Source organism: Flavobacterium sp. LC2016-13 (assembly GCF_009707955.1).
In the GTDB taxonomy this organism is placed as follows: domain Bacteria; phylum Bacteroidota; class Bacteroidia; order Flavobacteriales; family Flavobacteriaceae; genus Flavobacterium.
In genome coordinates this window covers 14,864-41,169 of the sequence record NZ_WMDQ01000018.1, presented here as the reverse complement: position 1 = coordinate 41,169, position 26,306 = coordinate 14,864, and the positions used below count along the sequence as shown (strand labels likewise).

The following is a 26,306-nucleotide window of genomic DNA, read 5'->3' as shown; positions in this document are numbered from 1 at the left end:
ACAGAGGAATTACTTTAAAAAAGCACATTTAATATTCTAAACTATTTCAAAAAATCTTAGTCAAAATTCCCATGAAAAACATCATTACCCAATTTTCCCGATTATTTGTCGGTGTATTATTTATCATTTCCGGATTAATTAAACTGAATGATCCTGTTGGATTTTCATATAAATTGGCCGAATATTTTAGCGAACCGGTTTTTAACATGCCGTTTTTAGAGCCATTGGCTTTAGGTTTAGCGATCTTTTTAGTGATTCTTGAAGTAGTTTTGGGCGTAATGCTTTTGGTGGGTTACAAATCAAAATTAACGATTTGGGCTTTGTTGCTTTTGATTGTTTTCTTCACGTTCCTTACCTTCTACTCTGCTTATTTTGATGTTGTTAAAGATTGTGGATGTTTTGGAGATGCTTTACACTTAACGCCTTGGCAATCATTCACAAAAGATATCGTTTTACTTTTCTTTATCCTGATTTTATTCATCAATAAAAAATTGGTAAAACCTTTATTTTCAAATGTTATTACCAATATCATCACTTTTGCAAGTGTTGTTTTGTGTATTATTATGGCCGTTTGGGTTTTAAATCATAATCCGATTAAAGATTTCCGTCCGTACAAAGTGGGAACAAACATTGAGAAAGGAATGGAAATTCCGGAAGGCGCTCCAAAATCTGTTGTAGAAATGATTTTTATCTATAAAGTAAACGGAGTTGATAAAGAATTTACAGAGAAAGATTTAGCAAATATTCCAACAGGCGCAACTTTTGTTGACCGAAAAGATAAAGTGATTACTGAAGGATACACTCCGCCAATTCATGATTTTACAATGACAAAAGACGATTCTGATTATAAAGAAGAATTGTTGAAAGAACCAAAATTATTGATTTTTGTTACTTACGATTTGGCTTTGTCTAATCCTGACGGAATGAAAAAATTAGAAAAATTAAATGTTGAAGCAAAAGCAAAAGGATATAAAGTTATTGGAATGACGGCTTCTGGAGCTGAGGAAATTGCAAAAGCTAAAAAACAATACGGTTTAAATGTTGACTTCTATTTTTGCGATGCAACAGCATTGAAAACTGTAGAAAGAGCAAATCCAAGTATTGTAGTTTTACACAAAGGAACTGTAGTGCAAAAAGTACATTATAACGATATTGATGATTTGAAATTATCTGATGTTGCTTATGGTCTTTAATTAAAAATAAAAACATAAAAACGCCAATATTCTATTAGATTTATTGGCGTTTTTTTAATATAAAATACTAAAGAATTTAGAAATACATTAAGTAAGAAAAATATTAAATCAACTCATTTTCTTTTTTACATTTGTTAAAAACATTTAAAAAAACAAAGTAATTTATGAATCAATTATCAAAATTCGTTTTCGCCTTTTTACTATCTGTACTTTGCACTTTCACAGTATTTAGTCAGGAAAAAACATCAAACAAAGATCAAAAATATATTTTTTTCCTGCATAACAAATTTATCGAGGAAAACGATTTAAGCGTTGCTCATCCTGAATATGGAAAGGCAGAATACAATGAAATATTGGCTTCATTTAGAAAAGATAATTTTATTGTGTTTAGCGAAATCAGAAAGAAAAACACAAATGCATACGACTACGCTGAAAAAATAGTAAAGCAAATTAAAAAACAGCTCAAAAAAGGAGTTCCTCCAAATAAAATTACTGTAATCGGAACTTCAAAAGGCGGTTACATAGCACAATATGTTTCGACTTTTTTAGCAAATCCTGATGTGAATTTTGTTTTTATTGGATGTTTTAGAGATGTTGATATTCAGGAAATCCGGGATATTAATTTCTGCGGAAATATTTTGACCATTTATGAAAAATCAGATATTTATGGTGTTGATGCTACCAAAAGAAAAGAAACTTCGAAACTTAAAATAAATCATTTCAAACAAATTGAATTAAACACCAATCTTAAACATGGCTTTTTATATAAAGCTTTAGACGAATGGATTGTTCCTGCTAAAAAATGGGCGAATGGTAATTATGATTTGAATTAAAAATCTAATATGACATTTAAAAATAGGTTTCAATAAAATTCTAATTTTAGAATAATTATTGAAGCCTTTTTTATTCAAATCTGACGTTTTTTTGCTTTCAAAATCTTCTTCTTCACAAAAAATAGTTTCTTTTTTTATTCTTTCGAAAATAAATTTTTAAAAAATTGCCTAAAAATGGAGTTTTCACTGCCAACTATTACGATTTCTAAACTCTTTTTTTAACCGAATTTTCAAGTTTTGTGATAAAATAAACGAGTCTTCAAATTTTGTTAATCCCCATTTGGCTTTCAATTTGTTTGTTTAACTTTGTTGGGAACCTTAATATATGAAATCGCCCTGATTTGAATTTGCAGATCCATTTCCAGAAAAGCATTTCATACTATTTTAAAAACTATAATTATAATATGAAACAAATAGCTCTCGTTGTTATTGCATTTATTACTTTTTCATGTACTCAGGCACAAAAAACAAGTTTTTCAAAAGAAGCCTTATCTGAAAAATTACTTACAGTTGATGGAGGTCAGACTTCATTCAAGAACATTTTAAAAAAATACAAAGGAAAAACTTTGGTTATAGAAGTTTGGGCTTCGTGGTGTGGTGATTGTGTAAAAGCAATGCCAAAATTAAAAGAACTGCAAGCAAATCATCCTGAAGCTTCATACTTATTCCTTTCTGCTGATAAAACGGCTGATAAATGGAAAATCGGAATTGAAAAACACGAATTAAAAGGCGATCATTTTATGATGAACGACGGTATGAAAGGTGTTTTTGGAAAAGCAATTGATTTAGATTGGATTCCGAGATACATTGTTATCGATAAAAAAGGAAAAATCGTATTGTACCGTGCAATTGAAACAGACTTTGATAAAATCAATGAAACTTTACAAGGATTGAAATAAGATTTCAATTTCAAAAATCAATTTTAATTTTACTTTAGTTCAATTGAAATTTCAACAAAAAACAAATTAAAAGCAAAAAATAAAAAACTACAAAAATGAGAAAAAAGATTGTTGCAGGAAACTGGAAAATGCATAAAAACGCAGCACAAACTGAAGAATTATTAAGCGAATTAATTACTAAAATACCAGCACAAACTACTGCTCAGGTAATTGTTGCTCCAACATTTGTAAATTTACAGGCAGCAGTTGCTAAAGTAAAAAATACAACGATTGGAGTTTCTGCACAAAACGTTCATCAGGCTGAAGGCGGAGCTTTTACAGGAGAAATTTCTGCTGATATGTTAACTAGCATTGGTGTAAACACCGTAATTCTTGGTCACTCTGAGCGTAGAGCTATTTTTCATGAAACAGATGCTTTAATCGCAAGCAAAGTTGATACTGCCTTGAAACATGAATTGACTGTAATTTTTTGTTTTGGAGAAGAATTAAAAGATCGTCAATCAGGAAATCATTTCAATATTGTTGAAAATCAATTGCGTGACGGATTATTCCATATCGCTAAAGAATCTTGGTCTAAAGTTGTTTTAGCATACGAGCCAGTTTGGGCTATTGGAACAGGAGAAACTGCTTCACCGGAACAAGCACAGGAAATGCACGAATTTATTAGAGAAGTTGTTCGTAAAGCTTTTGGAGCTGATATCGCTGACGAAGTTTCTATTTTATACGGTGGTTCTGTTAAACCGGACAACGCAAAAGAAATCTTCTCTAAACCAGACGTAGATGGTGGTTTGATTGGTGGTGCTGCTTTAAAAGCAGATGACTTTTTAGCAATTGTTACTGCGATCTAAAAAATAGATTAAAAGATTTAAGATTAAAAGATTTTAAAATCTACTAAATAATAAAAGCGTTCGTAAGCCGAACGCTTTTTTTTTGTACTTTTTTAAACCATATAAGTTATATAAGAAATTTAAGTTTGACTTTAGGTAAAAACTTTAAATGAACTTATATAACTTATATGGTGGAAAAAATTTAGTTTATAAACGCTTGTAATAGCGGGCAATTGTACTTTTTAAATGTTGGCGTGGTTTTATAAACCGAATAAAAATTAACCAGCTCCTTCCCTGCCTTAAACGGATTTTTTTCTTCTTCTTCTGTTGAAACTACATTCGCGTAATGATTATAATAATTACATTCAAAAATCATTAAACTGGCTAAGGCTTTTTCGTTATTATTTTTAGACATTTTTAGTGCTTTTTCATAATATATTTTGGCCATCGTTAGATTGTAATAATTCCCTTTTTGATATTTTTTTTCGTTTTCAGAATTATCTCCGTAAACGTAATCAGTATAAGATTCTCCTGATGTCCAGTCGTATGCGACCATCATCCAGGAATTTCCTAAATATGAAACATTAAAATAGGCGTGCGCCAATTGTAAGTTGCTCGATGCCGTATTTTGCTTTTTTAGTTCAATCAATTTTGCAATAAATTCTGCTTTATTAAAACGATAATCGAATTTGCGTTCTTTATCTTTTTGAAGGATTTTCGGCGTAAAAGGATTTTCGTTTAAATAATCTGTAAAGGCATAATTTTTCTTCCAGAAATCTTTTGGCATGCTTGAAAAAGTTTCATAAGCCAATTCTAAATTATTGTTTCTAAAAGCAATTGTTCCTTTCAAATCTTTGTAATAATTTATATCTGGCGCCATTGTTCCGGAACAAATATATTTTTCAAAAGGCGTTTTATCTTCTTTTTGCTGTAAAGCTATCAAACGATCAACATCTTCAACAGTTGCGTTTCGGTCGAAATAACCAATAGAACTATAGAAATTAGGGTTATTATAAACAGAATATTCGCCTTCGTTTTTTTGGTCTGATTTCATCATTAATAATCCTGCAGTAACCTGATCGCCTTTTTTAAAGAAATCTGCGCTGGCGATTCTATATAAACTGTATAAATTTTTAAATAATCCATTATCGTTTTCCACCAGATTTTCGACTGAATCAAAATATTTAAAAAGCTGATTTTGAACTTCCTCATCTTTCATATCATCTTGTTTTAAAGAAACCAACGCCAACTGAATATTTTTCTGCATTTGTATCGATGCATTGGCTTTATCAGAAATCATATCGGTATATTTTTTACCCAAATCGATTTGATCATCCATAAAACAAAGCTGTGCAATTGCGGAAGTAATGTAATCTTTTTGTTCTCCGGAAGTTTGTTCGCGAATAGAAATTAGAAAATATTCTAATTCTCGTAATTGCAGAATGTCTTTTTTGCGATTTTCTTCTATTGCATTTGCGTAATCGCCATACCAATCAGTACCTTCAAACACGACAGACGGACTTCCGTGATTGCTATATTGCGGTGTAAAAATCCAATCTTCAAGTTTGTTGATTTCTCTTCCAATCAAAAAACTCAAATTAATGCTATTCGGACTTAGTTTATAGACTTCTTCTATCGTTTTTAAGTCCGGCGCAGGATTTCGGAAACTTTCAATAGAAAGGATTATACTTCTTTCTTCATCATTTTGAGCCAAAGCCAATGTTCCTTCCGTTAATTTCCAATTATAATGTTGTAAAACGGCAAAGGATTTTTCTTCGCAAGCAGCAAAAACTTTACTCAATAAATAATTTTGCAAAACCAAGTCATCAATACACAAAGCTTTATAATACAAAGCCCAAGGCTCTAAAATTGTGTTTTTGTTTTCGGCAAAATAAGTATCATACAAACGAATTACTTCCGCTTTATCCTGAGCGTAAAAACTGTATCTCAAAATTAAAAAGGCGTATCGTTGTTTCAGGAAAGCATCTTTGGCTGATTTAATTTTCTTTTCAAAATCTTCTAAATCTGCCTGTTTATGATCCTGGCTATCATAACCAACTTTATCCCAGGATTCCCATTTTATATCTGTATTACTATTGTATTCCAGTTTTTTAGCGAATAAAATATAGTTTAAGAAAGCTTTATTTTTAGGTAATAATAAAGCTTCTATAAAAGTATTTTTTTTGAATACTTTATTTAATGATTTGGTTTCGAATACCGTTTCAAATTGTTCTGAATCTGTTTCGTATAAAATAACATGAACATCTTTTGGATCAATTGTATTACCTAATTTTTTCTTCCATTCTAAACAATTTAATTCCTGATCTACGCCGGAAACCGTATATGTCGAATAATAATAATTTGTAGAATAGTAATAATCTGCAGAATAATAAAACGGAGTGAGTTTAAAGAAACCATCTCGTTGCGCTCTAAATAAAACTAAACGACTTGCTTCAGGCGAAACGCCCCAACCACAGGCAAAAGAAACCTGAAAGCTTAATATTAAAAGTAAACTACTAAAAATTTTCATAATAGTTGGATATATTTTGGGTTCCATAATCATTGATGTATTTTTTATCAAAAGAGAAAAAGGTCACTTTGGTTTCATTGTCAATCTTAATTTTACTTTTTACGATCGAAATCATTTTCTTGAGTTCATCTTCAGAAATTTTCTCGATTCTAATTTCATCTCCGTTTCGCAAATACTTTTGTCCAACCAAAATATCATCTTGCAAAACATATTTTGAATCAGATATTTTCTTCAATTTAATCGTATCATTTCTCAATTGGTCATAATCCGATAAAATTCCCTTAAACTGATTTCCTCTAAAAACAACTGCCCAACTATAAAGAGGCAAAGCAATATCAAGTTTTAATTTGTAATTATCGTGTGTAATATATTGCGCCAAATCTTCGCTGGTTCCAATAGAATTTTTGGTTTTCGAATCGTCAGGCTTAGTCAGATTATAACACATTAATAAACCTTTATCAACTGGCGGAGTTCCTGCTTTTTCGGCATATTTATATTGCCAAAGTCGTATTGTGGCTGAAACTTTTGCTGTTGGAAATTTCTGTTTGATTTGTTCTAATAAATAGAAATAATTCTTTTTAGATTTTTCTGTCCAATCACAATCTATTAGAATTTCTTTAAAATCAACTTTCAATTTAGCCAACTCTATCGATTTTATAGAATCGTAATTCAAACGTTTAAAGTTTTCATTTTTATAATAATCCTCTGGATAAACAATTCGATTGGCAATTTTATCAGCTTTATTCTCATTTATGCTTGTGCCAATTATCTGAATGCGTCGTGCAATTCTGGCTGCCAAACTATCCAATTGCTTGGTATTAGCTTGCAAAACAACTTCGTTAGTTATAAAAATACTTGGCGTTATTTCAGGGTTGCTCTCGTTTAATCTTATATCATGAATGGTTGCAACCGGCAAAGGTTCCTTCGCATACGGATTCCAATCGATATCAAAAAAGCGAACGTACATATGCTTTAGATTCAAATTCTTTATCAAAGAATCCTCTGCTTTCTCAAAATTTAAATCGGTTTTCCAATAACAAAATGATCGTACAACTTCGTGTTCGTTCTCACAACTTCCTGAAGTTAACACTACAAAAAGCAAAATAAAAATGATATTCTTCATATTTAAAACCGTTCAATTTTCAATCAAAATTAACACTAATCTTCGTGAGAATATGATTTATTTATAAACAACTTCTACTTTCGATTGTTACCTTTGCAAAAAAATTATTTATGTCGAATATATATTTAGGATATCATTTTACGATTGAGCCGAAAGAACCGGGATCAGAAATTTTAATTGCAGAATTAGGCGAAAAAGCGTTTGAGACTTTTACGGAAACAGAAAACGGGATTTCGGCTTTTGTGAAGAAAGATTTATGGGATGAAAACATTCTGGATGACATTTATATTTTACAATCTGAAGAATTTAAAATTGAATATACTGTTGAAGAAATCGATCAGGTAAACTGGAACGAAGAATGGGAAAAGAATTTTGAAGCGATTGATGTTGATGGAAAATGCCACGTTCGCGCTCCTTTTCACGAAAAAACAGATGCCGAATTTGATATTATTATTGAACCAAAAATGAGTTTTGGAACGGGTCATCACGAAACAACGCACATGATGATTCAGCATTTATTAGAAATGGATGTTGAGGGTTTAAAAACATTAGATATGGGTTGCGGAACAGCAATTTTAGCAATTTTAGCTGAAATGAAAGGCGCTCAGCCAATTGATGCAATTGATATTGATAACTGGTGTTATTTAAATTCGATCGAAAATGCTGAACGCAATAATTGTAAATATATTACCGTTTATGAAGGCGACGCTGCATTATTGGCCGGTAAAAACTACGATTTGATTATTGCTAATATCAACCGTAACATTTTATTGAACGATATGCAAAGTTATGTAGATTGTTTGAACCCAAAAGGAATTATACTTTTTAGTGGTTTTTATGAAGAAGATATTCCGTTTATTGATGCTTCATGCACAGAAAAAGGATTAACATATGTTAAAAAGTTTCAAAGAAACAACTGGGTTTCATTAAAATACGTAAATTAGATAGCTAACTATCAAAAATATTAAAGAAGACAGCAGATTTACAACGATTTATTTTAAAAAATTAATTAATTCGTGTAAAATCTGTGGCAAAAAAATTAGTAATTACAACAGTACAAAAACTTAAAAAAATGAGTACTAAAGAAAAAGTAAGAGAAAGAGTTCGCGAAAAGGAAGCGACAAGTTTCAATAACGAAATCATTGTTTATAACGACGATGTAAACACTTTTGATCACGTAATTGATACTTTAATGCGTGTTTGTAGCCACACACCTGAACAAGCAGAACAATGTTCCTTAATTGTACATTACAACGGAAAATGCACTGTAAAAACAGGGCCAATGGACAAACTTAAACCTCAATGTACACAACTTTTGGAAGCTGGACTAAGCGCCGAAATTGTTTAATTATCAATAATGTAAAAAACGTTATAAATTATTCTATATTTGAATAATTTATAACGTTTTTTTTATGGAAGAATATGGAAAGATATTAATTATCGCTACGCCTGTTTTTTTAATTTTAATTATAATTGAGAAAATATACGGCATCTATAAAAAAGAAGACACTGCACCTCTTATAGATAGCGTTTCAAGCATTAGCTCCGGAATTACCAATTCTGTGAAGGATGTTTTAGGATTAAGTCTGACTTTTATTTCGTACGAATGGCTGGTTTCTAAAATTGCTTTTTTTCATCTCGAAGCCAATGTTCTTTCGTATTGTATTGGCTTTTTTGTCATCGATTTTTACGGATATTGGAGCCATAGATTAGCGCATCAAATTAATTTTCTTTGGAACAAACATGCGATTCACCACAGCAGCGAAGAGTTTAATCTGGCTTGTGCATTGCGACAACCTGTGGCAAGTTTGGTTAATCTGTTTACTTTTTTATTGATTCCTGCAGCATTATTGGGTGTTCCTGCCACAGTAATTGCCATTACTTTGCCTCTGCATTTATTCCTTCAGTTTTGGTATCATACAAAACACATTAAAAAAATGGGTTTTGTCGAAAATATTTTGGTTACTCCATCACATCATCGTGTGCATCACGCCATTAATCCCGAATATTTAGATAAAAATCATTCGCAAATATTTATTTTTTGGGATAAACTTTTCGGTACTTTTCAAGCCGAATTAGATGATGTTCCTCCTGTTTTTGGTATTACGAGACCGGCAAATACCTGGAATCCGATTAAGATTAATTTTCAGCATTTAAGTTTATTAATTTCTGATGCGTGGCGTGCTGAAAACTGGAAAGATAAATTGACTATTTGGTTTAAACCAACAGGCTGGCGCCCAGAAAATTTTGAAGAAAAATATCCTGTAAACAAAATTGAAAATGTTTTTAATTTTGAAAAATATGGCACGCAAAACTCTCAAAAACTTATTTATTGGTCTGTAACTCAAATGTTGATTACACTTTTGTTTGTGACTTATTTATTTGATAATGTTGCTAAAATTGGTTTGCCAAATATCTTTCTTTATGGCTTTTTTATTTTAATAACGATTTACAGTTATTCTGAATTGATGGACAAAAGCAAATATGCCGTTTTTTGGGAAGGATTTCGTTTAATTATTGCCATTGCGATTATATCTTATTATGGTGACTGGTTTGGTTTAAATCAGGTTTTATCTGTATCTAATTATATCATTTTAAGCTATTTGAGCTTATCATTTTTAACTTCAATTTATTTCGTTACTATCGACTTTAAAACTACCCCCAGTCTGCTAATCAATTCTTAACCCCCATGAAACATACTTTATTTATTAAACTTTATTTTGTCATCAGCCTCTTTTATTTGCTTATTTTATATTTAGGGCATGAGAATTTAGATTTATATCTAAAACCTATTTTAATTCCTGTATTAGGATTTGTTGTTTATCTTCATGAGCGGTTTCCTCTTAGAAATACGCTTTTAACTGCTTTATTATTTTCCTGGATTGGCGATGTTATTTTACTTTTTGCTGACATTGCCGAAATTTATTTTATTCTCGGATTAGTTTCGTTTCTGATTTCGCATATTATGTATTGCATCGTTTTTAGCAAACAAATTAAGACCGAAACCAAAACAAATAAATCTCTTTTTGCTATAGGAAGCCTTGTTATTATGATTTATTTATTTGGAATACTTTCTGTTTTGTCGCCAAGTTTAGGCGATTTAAAAATACCTGTAACGGTTTACGCAACCGTTATTTCGATTATGCTTTTGCTTGCGTTTAATGGTTTTTTAGTTTGGAAAAAATCGGGAAGCAAATTGGTATTTATTGGTGCAATTGCATTTGTTATTTCAGATAGCATTCTGGCAATCAATAAGTTTTATATGCCAATCCAAAAAAGTGCACTTATTATTATGCTTACCTATCTTGTGGCACAATATCTGATTGTAGTTGGTGTGTTAAAATTGAATTCAAAGACTAAATTGGTTACGAGCTAATTTAATTTTCGTTAGAGATTTTAAAGATTAACACAGCTTAAAATTTAAATTAATTTAATTCTTTTAATCTGTGGTAAAAGCAATTTTGCTTTTATATTTGTACGACTAATACCAATAACCATGAAAAAATTAGCTTTATTTATCGTTTTACTAATTACTGCAACTTCTTGTATAAGCACAAAATCTACTTTGAAAAATGTAGATGATAATGCGCCTGATTTAGTTTTGAAAAAAGACAATACTTTTGTTATTACTCTTTTCAGTACAGACAAAAAATACGGCTACGATCCTGATTATCCTATCAATATTTTTTACCGAAATACAAGAGATGAAGCTTTAAACGAAACTCGTTTCCTAAATGCATTAGCTGGTCCAAATGGTGAAAAAATTACTTATATAAGATTAGAAACCTGCTGCCCTTTTCCAACCAAAAGAAGCGATATGGGAGCCGGATTTCTGAATGTTTATGAACTTAAATGGGACGGACAAAAAAAGCCTGTTAAGCTTTATTTGAACATTTACGAAAAAGGAATTTTGATGGTTCCGCTTGGTTTGAGTTTAAAGAGGGAGTAATTTTAGTCGCTAAAAAAACATTTTACTAATGCTTGGAATTCTCTATTTAATTGTAATTATTTTACCGATATTATTTCAATTTGTATACGGTAGAAAGGCTATTTATAAAACTACTTCCATGAAGTTTGGAACTATATCTTTAATTAGTTTTGCTGCACAAATAATCTTTTCTATTATTTATTTTTATATAGCAAATTATAATTTTTCAAAACATTTTGAAGAACATCCGAACGAGACTAAATGCGGAATGCCTTTATTAGCTGCTTTAGTAAGTTTAGCATTTTTGATCGTTGTTCTAATTGTTTTAATTATCATTCAGTATTTTGTAAATAGATATAGAAAAAAATAATTGAGGAAATATTTAAAATATCATGATTAAAACAAAAACAGCTTTTATAATTTTTGCATTTTTAACTGCTTTTACGTTTCCATATTTATATTTACCTCTCATTTTAAATTCTGATTTCTTTTCAGTATTCACTCCTGGTCGCCATAATACCCTTTATTATTATCCCTTGCTTCCTGCAGTTATTAAGTTTATATTGCTAATGATTATCTGTTTTTTCTATTGGAAACTTTCTAAAATTACAAATGAAATAAATTTTAAAAAAATTATAATTCATTTCTTACTTACCGTTCCAGGAATTATATTTTCTAAAATCAATCTTTATCAATTACTGTACTTTCACTCTTCAAAGTCTGAAACTTTTATGTTTCAAATTCAGACTGTAGTTTTTATTCGAATTTTAGGAAATATTTTATTTTTTCTTGGATTGATTTTGTTTGGTATTTATTATAAAAAAATCAAGAAAAATCAGATCGATCTAGTTTGACCATAAACTTTTATCAAATTATTCTTTAGCGCTTACAGTCATAAAATTTCTTTAAAAGAAGAGAAAAAATCGAATTCAAACTTGGCGAATTTGTAACTTTACAAATAGGCTTAATTATTTATATGCCTGTAAATCTGATGTTTCGCACAGAAACGAATAAAATTTAATATAATGAAACAATCAAAAAATTATAAAATTGAAGCTTCAAGTTTCGATTTACAGCAATATTTAAAAAGAATCAATTTTCAAGGAGAAATTAAATTGAATTTAGATGGAATAAAAAAATTAATGCAAAGCCAGATATTTAATGTGCCTTTTGAAAATATTGATGTTCAGGCAGGAAAAACAATATCACTTATTGGGGATGATATTGTAAACCAAATTGTCGATAAAAATCGTGGTGGATATTGCTATCAAATTAATGGTATATTTTCGCTAATGCTTCAGGAAATTGGTATTCCACATTATTATATTGCAGTTCGTCCTTTGGTTAATCCTATTCCTAATGCAAAAACACATCTGGCAATAATTGCTACAATCGAAAATGAAGAATATTTAATCGATTTAGGGTTTGGAGGCAACAGTATTAGAGAACCTTTAAAGCTGAGTAAAATTGGAACTGAAGTCAAACAGGATTTTGAGACTTTTACTTTGATAAAAACGGAAGAAGATGAATATTTACTGCAAATGCAAATTGGAAAAGAATGGTCTAATCTATATTCTTTTGATTTGAATCCTCAGCGATGGATCGATTTTAAACCTGCCAATCATTATAATTACTCACATCCCGATTCTGTTTTTACACAAAACTTAATTGTTGTTTTACAAAATCCTCTGGGTAAAAAAATATTATTTAAAAATTCCATAAAAACAGTCACAAACGGAATTACAGAAATTGTTTCTTTTGAAGAAAATCAATTGGAAAATATTTTGGAAACAGAATTTAACTTAAAGGTTTAATTTTAAGAAGCTGTTTTGAGCAAATATTGCGTATTAAATCCTAAATTCATTACAGTTTCAGCTGAAGTCTCAAAAGACAATATATATTATGATATGATAATTGTCATTTAATAGTTTATTACTATGTTTTAATATTGTTCAAAATTAAACATCTATGATTGTAAATAAATTTCTTATGAAATCTTATAATTCCACTACGGCTTTAGCCCTGATAAAAGCGGAAATCCTTTTTTGAGAAAGCCTATTTTTTCTGGTTTTTGCAGAGCGACCAACGGAAGCTCCTGCAAAGGCTAAGAAAAAAAGGTTTTGGAGAAAAAGATTAAAGCGGATAGCAGGATCAGCTTCTTAAAAAAAACTTAAATCTTCATGTGCTATTCATAAATCATAACTACCTTTGCACTGTCAAAAAATCATATTATGAACATACAACATATTCCTCAAATTAAGCATACTGATAGTGGTAATTTCTTTTTATTGGCGGGACCTTGCGCTATTGAAGGAGAAGAAATGGCTCTCAGAATTGCTGAAAAATTAGTTGGTATTACCGACAAACTTCAAATCCCTTATGTATTTAAAGGATCATTTAAAAAAGCAAACCGTTCTAGAATTGATAGTTTTTCCGGAATTGGTGATGAAAAAGCATTAAAAATTTTAAGAAAAGTTTCAGAAACATTTCACGTTCCAACTGTAACAGATATTCATACTAATGAAGATGCTGATATGGCTGCGCAATATGTAGATGTTTTGCAAATTCCGGCTTTCTTAGTACGTCAGACTGATCTTGTTGTGGCGGCTGCAAACACTGGAAAAGTAGTAAACTTGAAAAAAGGACAATTTATGAGTCCGGAAAGCATGAAACACGCTGTACAAAAGGTGTTAGATTGCCAAAATGAGAATGTTATGGTTACAGACCGTGGTACTATGTTTGGTTACCAGGACATGATTGTTGACTTTAGAGGAATTCCTACTATGCAACAATATGCTTCTACTGTTTTGGATGTTACGCATTCATTACAACAACCTAATCAAACTGCCGGTGTTACGGGAGGAAGACCTGATATGATTGAAACTGTTGCCAAAGCGGGTATTGCTGTGGGTGTTGACGGTATTTTTATCGAAACTCACTTTGATCCTGCAAATGCGAAAAGCGATGGTGCCAATATGTTGCATTTAGACTATTTTGAAGGTTTAATGACCAAGTTGGTTGCCATTAGAAAAACAGTTAACTCATTTTAAATTTCTAACATTATTTCATTGAAAACAAAAATTTTATTTTTCTTTTTGGTGTGTTTTTCTATGAACACATTTGCACAGGAAGAAATTACAGTAGAAAGATATACAGCACATAAAAAAGGTAAATTTTTCATTTCCTGGGGAGGAAACAGAGATAGTTACAGTCAGTCTGATGTGAATTTCAGAGGTAAAGATTACAACTTTACGGTTGATAATATGGTGGCTCACGATAAACCAAAAGGATGGCATGTTGATTACGTGAATCCTGCTAACATGACAATTCCTCAGACTAATTTTAGAATGGGATATTTTTTTAGCGACCACTACAGTGTTTCTATTGGTTGGGACCACATGAAATATGTAATGAGTCAGGCTCAAATAGCTAATGTTACTGGTAATATTAATTTACCTGCTGATCAACCTGGATCTATTTACAACGGAGTTTATAATAATACACCTGTAGATATGTCTCAAGGTGGTGCTCAGGAAGGTGGTTTTGAGAAAGGTGAAATTCAAAATGGTACTGCTTTTTTAATGTACGAACATACAGATGGTTTGAATTACATTAATACAGAGGTTTCCAGACATGATGATATTTCAAAGTATTTGGGAATAACAAATACAGATAAAGTTCAAATTAACTTAACTGAAGGTTTAGGCGCCGGAGTTTTATATCCAAAAACAAATGCAACTGTATTAGGAATGGAACGTCATGATGATTTTCACGTTTCGGGTTACGGAGTATCTGCAAAAGCTGGAATTAACTTTACCTTTTTCAAATATTTTTATGTACAAGGTGAGCTAAAAACAGGTTATATCAATATGCCGGATATCAGAACTACACAAAGTAATGATGATAAAGCTTCGCAACATTTTACATTCGTTCAGAGAATTATTGCTGTTGGTGGAATTTTCAGACTTTAATATTTCTTAAAAAATATTTTAAAAAATAGCTGTCATTTATTTGGCAGCTATTTTTTTTATGTTTTACTTTGCGATTCAAAGTTCTTTTAGGTGGTGTTAAAATATTTAAAAAAGACAATCAGCCTAAAGTGTAATAATGTACTTTTAGCGTTCAAAAATACAAAGATGAAAAAACAAAAATATCTGTTTCTTGGAATTACGTTTGTGCTAAGTTTTGGTCTTGCGTTATTTGTAGCAATGTCTGTTTTTCCTAATAATCCGTTTTCGAAAACAAAGGCAGGAAAGACAGAAAGTACTATACAAAGTAAACTTAAAGATGGTGACATTATTTTTCAAACCTCACAATCTCCTCAATGTGAAGCAGTGAGAATTGCTACGAATTCAAAATTTTCACATTGTGGTATTATCTACAATATAGACGGAAAATGGTTTGTTTTTGAAGCTGTTCAGCCTGTAAAACTAACTCCGTTTGATGAATGGATTCAGCATGGCAAAGACAATAAATATGTTGTAAAAAGATTAAAGAATGCTGATCAGGTTTTAACTCCTGTCATCGTGCAAAAGATGCAAAATTACAGCCAGCAGTTTGATGGAAAAGAATACGATGCTTATTTTGAATGGACGGATAACAGAATCTATTGTTCTGAATTAATCTGGAAAATCTATAAAAATGCAGCTGATATTGAATTATGTAAGCTAAAACAATTGAAAGACTTTAATTTAAGTGATGAAAGAGTACAAAAAATACTTAAAGAGCGATATGGAAATGATATTCCGCTTGACGAAAAAGTGGTTGCCCCTTCTAACCTTGTCGACTCTGATTTACTAAAAACCGTAATGGATACTTATTAATAATTTCTAAAATGATTTATAATAAATAGAAAAATCTTAAAGCTAATTTAAAACCTGATTAGCTTTTTTTATTATTATTTTACTTTGAATTTCAAAGAGCTTTTAAAAACTAAAACCAAATATGAAAGACACTATTATCGAAAAAATGTATGAGTTGTCTCGAGCGCCATATCAAAAATATTTTAAGAAAAATAAACCGTGGCAAATTGATAAACTAAAATTACTTGATTATCCGGAAGGCAGTTTAGGATTGGGTTTAGGAAATTTTCTTTATAAAAATCATTTTGATATTCAGCCAAAACTGGAAGATCACGATATTATTCATGTTTTGACAAATACAGGAACTTCTGTTTTAGAAGAAATTGGAATGCAGTATTATCTTTTAGGGAATGGAAAAAGAAGTTTATATCTCTTTTTAGTAACATTATCAGGTATCGTTTTTTATCCCAATAAAATCAATTATTTTTTTAGAGAATACGAAAGAGGAAAACTGGCACTTCCTTTTCATTATCTGGATTTTTCAAAGATGTTATTAATGCCGGTTTCTACTATTCGAAATACTTTTAAAATACAAAATCATGAAAATTAAAAGCATAAAAAAAGCTACAAGTTCAACACTTGTAGCTTTTAGAAATCTTATTAAAAGAAATTAGTTTGAAGTCGGTAAAACAATTCCCGTTTGGTCTAATAAATAAACTAAACTTGTCATTGTCGCTGCTCCAAGTTCTAACTCTCTTTTATTAACTGCATCAAATTTATCATTTGCTGCGTGGTGATAATCAAAATAACGTTGAGAATCTGGTTTTAAACCAGCTTTTACAATCGTTTTAGACGTTAAATGGTCAATATCTGATCCTGCATGTCCAATTGTAAAACTGTGCACTAAATATGGCTCAAAAAAGTCTTTAAACCCTTGTATTTTTTTGAAGTTTGTATCATCAGCCTGAATAGAGAATCCTCTTGGGCTAAATCCTCCTGAATCACTTTCTAAAGCAAAAATATGATTCTCGTTTTTTTGTTTTGAAACTTCTTCATATTTAGCTCCACCTTTTCCACCGTTTTCTTCGTTCATAAATAATACGACACGAATTGTATTTTTTGGCTTGTAGTTTAAGTCTTTAAGAATACGGATTACTTCCATACTTTGTACAACTCCTGCTCCATCATCTTGAGAACCATCAGCTAAATCCCAAGAATCAAGGTGACCACCTACAACCATAATATTTTCTGGCGTTACAGTTCCTGTTAATTCTCCGATTACATTATAAGACAATACGTCTGGTAATGTTTCGCACGATTGTTTGAAATAAAATTTTAAAGCCGGATTACTTTTTAAAGTTGCACTTAATAATTCTGCTCCGTTTGTACTAATTGCTGCTGTTGGAATATATTGTTCCTTTGGCAAATCGCCATAACTTTGAGCTCCTGTATGTGGAAAATCATCTAAACGCAAGTTCATAGAACGAACAATTGTTCCTACGGCACCAAGTTTTGCGGCTTCTTTTGCACCTGCAAATCTTTGATCTACACAAGCCCCGTATGAAATAAATGTTTCAATGTTTTCAGGGTTCATCGGTCTGTTAAAAAACACAATTTTTCCTTTTACTTTATCTCCAAGTTCAGCAAGTTCTTTAATTCCCTGTACTTCGATTACTTCTGCTGTTAATCCTGTTTTTGGTGTTGCAACAGAACCTCCTAAAGCACAAATTGGCACTACAGCTTTTACTTTACCGTTAAGGATGTAAGCAGTTTCTTTTTCACCACGAACCCAATGCGGAACCATAACTTCCTGCAAATACACTTTATCAAGTCCTAAACCTTCTAATTGTGATTTTGTATAATTTACAGCTAGTTGGGCATTTTGAGATCCTGATAAACGAGCTCCGATATCATTAGACAAATACTCTAACCAAGTGTAACATTTAGACTCTGTTAAAGCTTTTTTATAAAATAATTTAATGTTTTTTTCATCATTTGACTGCGCAAAAGATGTCAATCCGTTTAAAACTAAAACAGTTAAAAGAATCGTTTTTTTCATAGGTTATTCGCATTTTTGGGTTAATTAATTCACTTTGTTAATTAGCTAAGCAAAGGAACAAAATTCTTTTGCAAATCATAGTGATTTTATTAACCCATTTTCTAAAAAATAAAACAAAATTACTTTACTTCGTTAATCTTGTTTTTTGTTCCAATACCATTTTCATTAAACGCTTCGATTGTAAAATAATACTTTGTTCCTTTGTCTAAACCTCTAAAATCATACGTACCATCATCATAAACCATAATAGTGTTGTATAATTTATCAGGGGCAATTCCGTAATAAATGTTGTAACCTATTGCATCAGCTTGCTTTTTCCATGAAATCATTGCGTTACGTGAATCTGCTGCATTTCTCTTCACTTTAAAATCAGTAACAGGTTTTGGTTTTGCTAATAATCCGTTTCCGAAAACTCTGAAATCAGATACGGCAAATAAACCTGAAGCATTATGGATGTTTTCCATTTTTATGTAGCGAGCGTCAATTGGCTTTGTTAATTCTACATAATCGTGAGGAACATCTTTATCATTTTGAGATTTATCAATAACCAAAGTCCAGTTTATAGCATCATCAGACATGAAGATTTTATACTGATAATAAATATCCATCGCTTTATTATATTGTGTCGCTTTATGATCGGCATAATTTATTTGCAAAGCGTTTATTTGCATTTTTCTTTCCAAATCAAGCTGCAGCCATTCTCCGGGATTGCTGGTTTTTGCTGACCAATAACTTTGGATATTTTCATCGGTTAAATTTGAAGCGCCATAACAGAATTTCTCGTATACTTTTTTTCCGCCATTATCTACTCTGTGCGTCTCAACTTCCATACAATCTTCAGAAGAAGAAACGGTTACCGGTTTTTTATACGAAAGTAACATCCATCCTGATGAAGCTCCGTTTTCATGATTACGAAGTTCTGTTGGAAGTTTTGTCGGAAAATCACCATAAGATGTATTTGAATACATAACATCATCTTTATCAAAACCTGCAGGAAACATATCGATACGACGTTCAAAACGATCTTTTATCGAGATTTTACAAGTTCCGGTATTCCAGTAATTACCATAATTATCCGCAAAAGTATTTCCGTGTCCTGCTCCAATTACAAATCCGCCTGGTTTGTATGACATCGGATTGTGTTTTTGATATGTAAAAGGCCCTAACGGATTATCCCCTACGTGCACTCCATTGGCGTAACCTTTAAATTCAGTGGCAGGAGCGCCATATTGCATATAATATTTACCATTATGTTTTGTCATCCATGCACCTTCTATAAAATTACCCCAAGGCGCAGGCTCCATATCATTATTTGGTCCGAAACGTTCCCAACCGTGTGCAGAAGGATCCAATCCAACAACAGCTTTTGCCTGACCATAAGGTTTTTGAATATCTTCAACTTCTGTTGCTGCATATAATTTTGCGTAATCTGCCTGATCTCCTTTTGGCAACCAGGTTTTATAATCTACTTCAACACCTACAAGCGGTAATTTTCCGCTTGAACCGTAGTACATATATACTTTTTTATCATCATCCTGAAAAATAGCAGGATCCCATGTTGGCAACATTGCTTTATCAACATGTCTCAACCATTTTCCTGATTTTGGATCAGCAGTTTTCCAAACCGGATGATCTTTTTGCCAGGTAGAACCCACGTAAAATAAAGTGTCATTGACAACCCATGCAGCTGGCGCACATTGATCGTCATCGGCAGGTTTTCTTTGAAAACTTCCGTAAACAAATTTCCAGTCAGACATATCTTTACTCCAAAAGAAACCAGCCTGATTGGTTGCAAATAAGTAATATTCACCTTTAAAAGTAATAATTACAGGATCTGCACTTGAACGGCGCGATTCAGGAATTCCGTTATGATTAAATGTCGTATAGTTATAGCCAATATTAATTGGATTACAATAAGTTGTAGCTGCCTTATTTGGATCAAACCATTCCGTTTTTCCAGGAACAGTATTTTGAGCTGTTATCTTGATATTAAATCCAATGATAAGCAGCAAAAGCGATATTGCGGATAGTTTCTTCATTTCTTAAAATTTATATATTATCATTTTATACTTCTTAAAGAAGTATATTTCAAAATTCATTGGTTATAAAAAAGCCCTTCGTATAACCAGTACGAAGGGCATTACTAATTAACAAACCAATTATTTAGTTAACTCAAAACTAACTTTCTTATCGGCATTTGAATTTCCTCCAACGAAAACATCAAACTGTCCAGGTTCTGCTACGAATTGTAAATCAGAATTATAAAATTTTAAATCTTCAACTGTGATATTAAAAGTCACCGTTTGTTTTTCACCTTTTTTAAGTGTTATTTTTTGGAAGTTTTTCAGTTCTCTAACGGGTCTTGTTACTGAACCAACTAAATCTCTGATGTATAACTGAACGGTTTCTTTTCCGTCATAATTTCCTGTATTGGCAACATCAACAGTTACTTTTAAGTTTCCGCTAAAGTTCATTTTATCAGATGAAATTTTCACGTTTGAATACTCAAAAGTGGTATAACTTAAACCAAATCCAAATGGAAATAATGGCTCGTTTCTTTCATCAATATAATTTGATCTGAATTTTTCGAATTTCCCTTCTGTATTAGAAAGTGGTCTTCCCGTGTTTTTATGTGCGTAATAAATTGGCAATTGACCAACGCTTCTTGGAAAAGTTGTTGTCAATTTTCCTGATGGATTAACATCTCCAAATAAAACATCAGCTATAGCATAACCTGCTTCTGTACCTGCAAACCAAACATTTAAGATTGCCGGAACTGATTTTTCTTCATCTGTTAAAACTAATGGGCGTCCGTCAAATAAAACTAAAACAACTGGTTTTCCGGTTTTTAATAATGCATTTAATAAATCTTTTTGCGCTTGTGGAATTTCTAAATTAGTTCTGCTGCTAGATTCTCCACTCATTTCTGCAGATTCTCCTAAAGCCGCCACAATTACATCTGACTGATTTGCTACTTTTAAAGCTTCTGCCAATAATTCTTCTTTCGAACGGGCATCACGGTGCAAGGTTTTACCAAACATTGTTGCTTTCGTTTCGAAATCTTCATCGTAATCTAAGTTGCTTCCTTTTGCATATAAAACTTTCGTCGATGCTCCTGCAACTTCTTTAATTCCTGCTAAAAGTGAAACTGCATTTTCCATTTTTGTAGCTACGCTCCATGTTCCCGGCATATTTTCTTTAGCATCTGCCAATGGTCCGATAAGAGCAATAGTTCCTGATTTTTTAAGCGGTAATGCCTGATTTTGATTTTTCAATAAAACCAATGATTGTGCTGCAATCTGGCGCGCTTCTTTTCTGCTGCTTGCAGTAAAAATTTCTGTTTTTGCTCTGTTTTCGTTGCAATATTTATATGGATCCTGAAACAATCCTAAATCGTATTTTGCTTCTAAAATAAGTTTAACAGCATTATCAATTTGAGCAATGGTTACTCTGTTTTCATCTAAAGATTTTTTTAAAGTTGTCAGGAAACCTTCTCCAACCATATCCATTTCAACACCGGCGTTTAATGATAATGCAGATACATCTTGCAAATTACCCATTCCGTGTTCGATCATTTCAGGAATTCCTGTAAAATCTGTTACAACAAAACCTTTAAAACCCCATTGTTTTCTTAATACATCTGTCATTAACCATTTATTTCCGGTTGCAGGAATTCCGTCAATTTCATTGAAAGAAGCCATCGCTGAACCTACACCTGCATCAACGGCTGCTTTGTATGGGGGAAAGTAATCGTTGAACATTCTGATATGGCTCATATCAACAGTATTATAATCACGTCCTCCTTCTGGAGCACCGTATAAAGCGAAGTGTTTTACGCAAGCCAAAATTGAGTTATTTTTAGAAAGATCATGTTGTTGATATCCGTTTACCATTGCTTTTGCAATCTGACTTCCTAAGTACGGATCTTCTCCTGAACCTTCAGAAACTCTTCCCCAACGCGGATCACGAGATATATCTACCATTGGTGAAAACGTCCAGTTAATTCCGTCAGCACTTGCTTCCTGAGCAGCAATCTGAGCACTTCTTTCGATCAGGTTCATATCCCATGTACAAGATAATCCTAACGGAATTGGGAATGTTGTTTCGTAACCGTGAATAACATCCATACCAAAAAGCAACGGAATTTTTAAGCGGCTTTTTTCAACAGCGATCTTTTGTACTTCTTTAATTTTTTGTACTGATTTTATATTGAATAATCCACCTACTTTACCTTCGGCAATATTTTTTGCAACATTCGAACTATTAGCTTGTCCTGTAGTAATATCGCCAGAAGTTGGTAAATTTAGCTGTCCTAATTTTTCATCTAAAGTCATTTTAGAAATTAACTCAGCTACAAACTCTGATTTTGGCTTAATTGTTACTGCATTCTTAGTGTTCTTTTTCTGGGCATAACCCAAAACAGCACATCCTAAAAAAAGTAAGACTAATTTGTTTTTCATTCTATTGTTTTTATTTGTTTGTATTCTTTTTAATCTGTTTTAACATCCATTCATAAATGTCCGGATTGTCATAAACTCTTGTCCAACTGTCGTGACCAGCATCATCAAAAATGGTTAGTTTGACATCTGAAGCATTGCATTTTTTTAATTCTTTGTAGATGCTTATTGCGTAATCTACTTTTACCACATCATCTAGTAATCCGTGAAAATCCTGGTTGGAATTTGGGCAATTTTACAAGCGCCTTCTAACTCAATTAAATCAACAAAACCAGATATTGGTACAATTGCTGCAAATTTATCAGGATATGAAAGTGCTAAATTCCATGCTGCCCAACCTCCTGAACTTAAACCTGTAACATATATTCTGTCCGGATCTATTTTATTTTCTTTTTGAATTTTCAAGATCAATTCATAAATGGATTCTATATTCCAGTTTTCATCTTCTTTGCATTGTGGCGCAACAACATAAGCATCTAATTCATGTGTTTTTAAATACTTTAAAGGCCCATGAATTTTTACTTTTTCAAGGTCTGTTCCTTTTTCTCCATCACCCGAAATAAAAACTATTAATGGCTTTTTATCTTTTGTATTGGCGGGTTTGTGCAAAACATAGCCTAATTCATAATTAGCCATCACAACCGTTTTTAATTTTCCATTTGTATCCTTTTGTGCAAAACCAAATACAGAAAATAAGAGAACTATTAATATTAGTTTATACTTCATATTAGATTCCGTATTTTTCAGAATGGAAACCAAGCTTTGTTAATCCTTGTTTTACTTCTGGTGCATTCATGAATAATTTCCATAATAAACCGGTTCTGTAATTTTCGATCATAACGACTTCCGGCCCCTGATCAATCGCCAAATAACGTTTTGCAACCCAATTATTATTTCCTAAACTTAATGCATCATAAAAACCGGCATTTCCCCAAGTTTGTTCTTTATGATTTTCATAAAGGTTTCTAATAAATGCCATAGATTCTTTTGGTGTATATACAATTGAGCTAATGGCTGCTGTTGGAGAAATAACTTCCTGATCGTTACTTGGCATGTGTGCATTGTATCCTATTGATCCGTCAGGGTTTCTTGAGTATGATGCAGTTAATCCCCAATAATCAGGACCATAACCTTTTACTTTCTTTGGATTTTCAACGCAGTATTCATAATTGATTTTTGTCTGGTTTACATTCAAATCCCAATAATTAGCATATTTATCGCTCAATTTATTTGGATCTAAACCAACATAAGAATAATGCGCCCAGAATAAAGGCCCGCCAAATTCTGCAGCACCATTATGTTTTAAAACTAATGGAATATTATATTTTTTATCAGATGAAACAATATCTCCGCTTCTCGCCCAACCTTCGTGATAAACTTTTGGATCTATTGTATGTGTTGGCGAAGATGCTGCCATTACATAAGTAATTAAACATTCGTTATATCCTTGTAGTGGAAAATTCATTTGCCAATCGTAAGTTGGCGACCAGTGCCAGTACAATACATTTTTATTGTTGGTATACCAATTCCATTCTACACCTTTCCAAAGTGCATCATATTTTTGAGCAACAGCTTTTTCTTTTTCAGAACCTTCTTTTAGATATTCGCGAACAGTAATCATCCCTGCAACCAAAAATGAAGTTTCGACTAAATCGCCACCATTATCCTTGGTTCCAAAAGGTTTTACTTTTCCGGTATTTCCGTCTATCCAATGTGACCATGCTCCGTGAAAACGATCGGCTTTGCCTAAAAAATCAGCAATTTTATTCAATCTTTCAACCCCTTGTTCTTTAGAAACATATCCTTGAGACATTCCTGAAACAATCGCCATTAGTCCAAAACCTGAACCGCCTGTTGTTACAATATTTGCATCATTATCAGGATAAATTCCATCAGGATGGTAACGTTCTCTAGCTAATCCGGAATTTGGTTCAGCATAATCCCAGAAATATTTAAAGGTTTGTTTTTGAACAGTCTCTAAAAGTTGATCATCCGTTACTGTAACAGTTGTAGCATTTTCTCCCTTTTCTTCTTTTGATTTATCATTTGAGCCACAACTAAAAAAAGTAAAAGCTAGTAACAAAACTGAAATTCTAACCATTATAAAAGTTTTAATATTGAATAAATAATAATCACTTCCTTCATGATATTGAAGGAAGTGATTTATAGGATTTTAATTTGAGTAAACAGGATTTTGTTGCGATAATCCTCCAGCTTCTCTTAAAAATGAAGACGGAAGAGGAAATACTTCATTTTTGCCTTCAGTAAAAGTTTTACCATCTATTGTAAAAGCAGCTTTTGCTTGTCCGGTTCTTACTAAGTCAAAGAATCTGTCGTGCTCAAATGCAAGTTCAACTCTTCTTTCTTTCCAGATTGCAATTCTAACGTCAGCTTGAGATACTGCAGGAGTAACTCCTAGATTTGCTCTATTTCTGATTTGATTTAACAAAGGAATTGCATCACCAGTTTGACCTAATTCATTAAGAGCTTCAGCTTTCATCAATAAAACTTCAGCATATCTTAGGTATCTGATATTTGCATCAGCTTTGCCTTGATCTGTATAATTAGAAGAATATGCTTTATAATTCGCTGCTTTAGGAAAACCAGCTGTTATTTCTTCTTGAGTAAGCGCAGGAACTACACGTCCGTCATATAATGTTGAACCTGGAAAAATAATTGTTGCAGCCTTTCTGACATCTCCTGGCTCATAAGCATTTATTAAACTTTGAGACGGAGCATTGAAACCCCAACCCCAGCCTCCATTGCTACGGATACCTTGAGATACAGAATAGTTATCGATACCTAATGCAGGAGCTGCACCTACTGAATTAATTTCAAAAATTGATTCAGGACCAAATTCTCCGGTAACTTTATACATCGAAGCATAATCTCCAACAATAGAGTAACCTGTAACTTTATTACAATTATCTACTACTTGTTGCCATTTCTTTTGGTATAAACTTACTTTAGCTAATAATGCATATGCAGCTCCTTTTGAGGCTCTTGAAACATCAGAAGGACCATAAGCAGATTTATCTGGCAATGCAGCTGCTGCTTCATTCAAATCTTGTTCAATAAAAGCGTATACTTCTGCAGGAGTTTTACGCGTTAATTGCATAATTCTATCTGCTTCAACTCCAGGAACTGGTACATGATCAATAAGTGGAACTCCTCCGTAACATTTAATTAAAGTAAAGTACATAAAAGCTCTTAAAAACTTAGCTTCTCCTACCAATCTTGTTCTTAAATCACTGCTTGCTTTATCTAATTTCGGAACTATTACTATAGCTTGATTTGCTCTGTTAATACCAACATAATTTGCTTTAAAAATAGTCTCTACAGATGGATTTGATCCTTCATAAGTAAGTGCGTCTAAAATATCTTTATCTGCACCTGTATCACCAGGGATAGAACCTTTATCAGCATCATCAGAAGCAATACTTGACATTCCGTTCCAAGCAAAAGAAGACATTTCCCAACTTAAAAATTCATTGTAAACAGAAGTCACAAATGATTTTGCACCAATATCATTATTATATAGCTCTAAATCTTCTACCGGAATAGACTGGCTTGGTTTAACATCCAAATAATCATCCGAACAACCTGCAAAGATGAGGGCTGAGAAGACCGACATCGTTATATATATTTTTTTCAT

25 protein-coding genes are annotated in these 26,306 nt (G+C 32.0%); 16 read left to right on the top strand and 9 right to left on the bottom strand.

Annotated elements, in window-relative coordinates; all coding sequences use genetic code 11:
* Positions 1-71 precede the first annotated feature (71 nt).
* The 4 genes from GKZ86_RS23440 to tpiA all read left to right on the top strand — a co-directional run bounded on the left by GKZ86_RS23440 (position 72) and on the right by tpiA (position 3,773).
* The gene (locus GKZ86_RS23440; RefSeq protein WP_154785468.1) at positions 72-1,193 is read left to right on the top strand and encodes a BT_3928 family protein; all 1,122 of its coding nucleotides are present in this window, start codon (positions 72-74) and stop codon (positions 1,191-1,193) included.
* Positions 1,194-1,357: 164 nt separating this feature from the next.
* Positions 1,358-2,026, top strand: coding sequence for an Mbeg1-like protein (locus GKZ86_RS23435; RefSeq protein ID WP_154785467.1), 669 nt, complete (start codon positions 1,358-1,360; stop codon positions 2,024-2,026).
* A 404-nt stretch (positions 2,027-2,430) separates the two neighbouring features.
* On the top strand, positions 2,431-2,925 hold the full coding sequence (locus tag GKZ86_RS23430; RefSeq protein WP_154785466.1) for a TlpA disulfide reductase family protein: 495 nt from the start codon (positions 2,431-2,433) through the stop codon (positions 2,923-2,925).
* A gap of 95 nt (positions 2,926-3,020) precedes the next feature.
* Positions 3,021-3,773, top strand: coding sequence for a triose-phosphate isomerase (gene tpiA, locus GKZ86_RS23425; protein WP_154785465.1), 753 nt, complete (start codon positions 3,021-3,023; stop codon positions 3,771-3,773).
* Between the two features lie 181 nt (positions 3,774-3,954).
* Here the strand turns inward: tpiA and GKZ86_RS23420 are convergent, their stop codons facing one another.
* Both GKZ86_RS23420 and GKZ86_RS23415 read right to left on the bottom strand, forming a co-directional pair.
* On the bottom strand, positions 3,955-6,309 hold the full coding sequence (locus GKZ86_RS23420; protein WP_154785464.1) for a hypothetical protein: 2,355 nt from the start codon (positions 6,307-6,309) through the stop codon (positions 3,955-3,957).
* Entirely contained in the window at positions 6,269-7,405 is a 1,137-nt protein-coding gene (locus tag GKZ86_RS23415; protein ID WP_154785463.1) for a hypothetical protein, read from the bottom strand. Before GKZ86_RS23415 ends, GKZ86_RS23420 begins: the two co-directional genes overlap by 41 nt.
* Before the next feature lie 110 nt (positions 7,406-7,515).
* On the opposite strand from GKZ86_RS23415, the gene prmA reads away from it, so the two are divergent.
* The 12 genes from prmA to GKZ86_RS23355 all read left to right on the top strand — a co-directional run bounded on the left by prmA (position 7,516) and on the right by GKZ86_RS23355 (position 16,745).
* The gene (gene prmA / locus GKZ86_RS23410; RefSeq protein WP_154785462.1) at positions 7,516-8,349 is read left to right on the top strand and encodes a 50S ribosomal protein L11 methyltransferase; all 834 of its coding nucleotides are present in this window, start codon (positions 7,516-7,518) and stop codon (positions 8,347-8,349) included.
* 128 nt (positions 8,350-8,477) lie between these two features.
* Positions 8,478-8,753 (top strand): ATP-dependent Clp protease adaptor ClpS, encoded by a 276-nt coding sequence (locus GKZ86_RS23405; protein WP_041517785.1) that lies wholly within the window; start codon positions 8,478-8,480, stop codon positions 8,751-8,753.
* Positions 8,754-8,817: 64 nt separating this feature from the next.
* The gene (locus tag GKZ86_RS23400) at positions 8,818-10,089 is read left to right on the top strand and encodes a sterol desaturase family protein (RefSeq protein ID WP_154785461.1); all 1,272 of its coding nucleotides are present in this window, start codon (positions 8,818-8,820) and stop codon (positions 10,087-10,089) included.
* A 5-nt stretch (positions 10,090-10,094) separates the two neighbouring features.
* On the top strand, positions 10,095-10,781 hold the full coding sequence (locus tag GKZ86_RS23395; RefSeq protein WP_154785460.1) for a lysoplasmalogenase: 687 nt from the start codon (positions 10,095-10,097) through the stop codon (positions 10,779-10,781).
* A 120-nt stretch (positions 10,782-10,901) separates the two neighbouring features.
* Complete coding sequence (locus GKZ86_RS23390; RefSeq protein ID WP_154785459.1) at positions 10,902-11,354, top strand: 2-dehydro-3-deoxyphosphooctonate aldolase; 453 nt, start codon at positions 10,902-10,904, stop codon at positions 11,352-11,354.
* 28 nt (positions 11,355-11,382) lie between these two features.
* The gene (locus GKZ86_RS23385; protein WP_154785458.1) at positions 11,383-11,703 is read left to right on the top strand and encodes a hypothetical protein; all 321 of its coding nucleotides are present in this window, start codon (positions 11,383-11,385) and stop codon (positions 11,701-11,703) included.
* A gap of 22 nt (positions 11,704-11,725) precedes the next feature.
* Positions 11,726-12,187 carry a hypothetical protein gene (locus GKZ86_RS23380; RefSeq protein WP_154785457.1) on the top strand — a complete coding sequence of 154 codons (462 nt, stop codon included), beginning with the start codon at positions 11,726-11,728 and terminating at the stop codon, positions 12,185-12,187.
* 171 nt (positions 12,188-12,358) lie between these two features.
* The gene (locus GKZ86_RS23375; protein WP_154785456.1) at positions 12,359-13,147 is read left to right on the top strand and encodes an arylamine N-acetyltransferase; all 789 of its coding nucleotides are present in this window, start codon (positions 12,359-12,361) and stop codon (positions 13,145-13,147) included.
* Positions 13,148-13,564: 417 nt separating this feature from the next.
* Positions 13,565-14,383, top strand: a complete 819-nt coding sequence (gene kdsA / locus GKZ86_RS23370; protein WP_154785455.1) for a 3-deoxy-8-phosphooctulonate synthase — start codon at positions 13,565-13,567, stop codon at positions 14,381-14,383.
* An 18-nt stretch (positions 14,384-14,401) separates the two neighbouring features.
* On the top strand, positions 14,402-15,304 hold the full coding sequence (locus GKZ86_RS23365) for a hypothetical protein (RefSeq protein ID WP_154785454.1): 903 nt from the start codon (positions 14,402-14,404) through the stop codon (positions 15,302-15,304).
* Positions 15,305-15,469: 165 nt separating this feature from the next.
* Positions 15,470-16,156 (top strand): YiiX family permuted papain-like enzyme, encoded by a 687-nt coding sequence (locus tag GKZ86_RS23360; RefSeq protein WP_154785453.1) that lies wholly within the window; start codon positions 15,470-15,472, stop codon positions 16,154-16,156.
* Positions 16,157-16,277: 121 nt separating this feature from the next.
* Entirely contained in the window at positions 16,278-16,745 is a 468-nt protein-coding gene (locus GKZ86_RS23355) for a hypothetical protein (protein ID WP_154785452.1), read from the top strand.
* Between the two features lie 60 nt (positions 16,746-16,805).
* Here GKZ86_RS23355 and GKZ86_RS23350 read toward each other — a convergent pair whose 3' ends face one another.
* The 7 genes from GKZ86_RS23350 to GKZ86_RS23325 form a co-directional block, all read right to left on the bottom strand.
* Positions 16,806-18,194 (bottom strand): M20/M25/M40 family metallo-hydrolase, encoded by a 1,389-nt coding sequence (locus GKZ86_RS23350; protein WP_154785451.1) that lies wholly within the window; start codon positions 18,192-18,194, stop codon positions 16,806-16,808.
* A gap of 119 nt (positions 18,195-18,313) precedes the next feature.
* Positions 18,314-20,233 carry a discoidin domain-containing protein gene (locus tag GKZ86_RS23345; RefSeq protein ID WP_154785450.1) on the bottom strand — a complete coding sequence of 640 codons (1,920 nt, stop codon included), beginning with the start codon at positions 20,231-20,233 and terminating at the stop codon, positions 18,314-18,316.
* 120 nt (positions 20,234-20,353) lie between these two features.
* Positions 20,354-22,654: a beta-glucosidase BglX gene (gene bglX / locus GKZ86_RS23340; RefSeq protein WP_154785449.1), complete on the bottom strand. Its 2,301-nt coding sequence runs from the start codon at positions 22,652-22,654 to the stop codon at positions 20,354-20,356.
* Positions 22,655-22,664: 10 nt separating this feature from the next.
* The gene (locus GKZ86_RS25585; protein WP_317173649.1) at positions 22,665-22,841 is read right to left on the bottom strand and encodes a hypothetical protein; all 177 of its coding nucleotides are present in this window, start codon (positions 22,839-22,841) and stop codon (positions 22,665-22,667) included.
* Between the two features lie 5 nt (positions 22,842-22,846).
* Positions 22,847-23,377 carry a PHB depolymerase family esterase gene (locus GKZ86_RS23335; protein ID WP_255460149.1) on the bottom strand — a complete coding sequence of 177 codons (531 nt, stop codon included), beginning with the start codon at positions 23,375-23,377 and terminating at the stop codon, positions 22,847-22,849.
* A 1-nt stretch (position 23,378) separates the two neighbouring features.
* Positions 23,379-24,752: a glucoamylase family protein gene (locus GKZ86_RS23330; protein WP_154785448.1), complete on the bottom strand. Its 1,374-nt coding sequence runs from the start codon at positions 24,750-24,752 to the stop codon at positions 23,379-23,381.
* A gap of 72 nt (positions 24,753-24,824) precedes the next feature.
* A complete protein-coding gene (locus GKZ86_RS23325) occupies positions 24,825-26,306 on the bottom strand; it encodes a RagB/SusD family nutrient uptake outer membrane protein (protein WP_154785447.1) in 1,482 nt (493 codons plus the stop codon).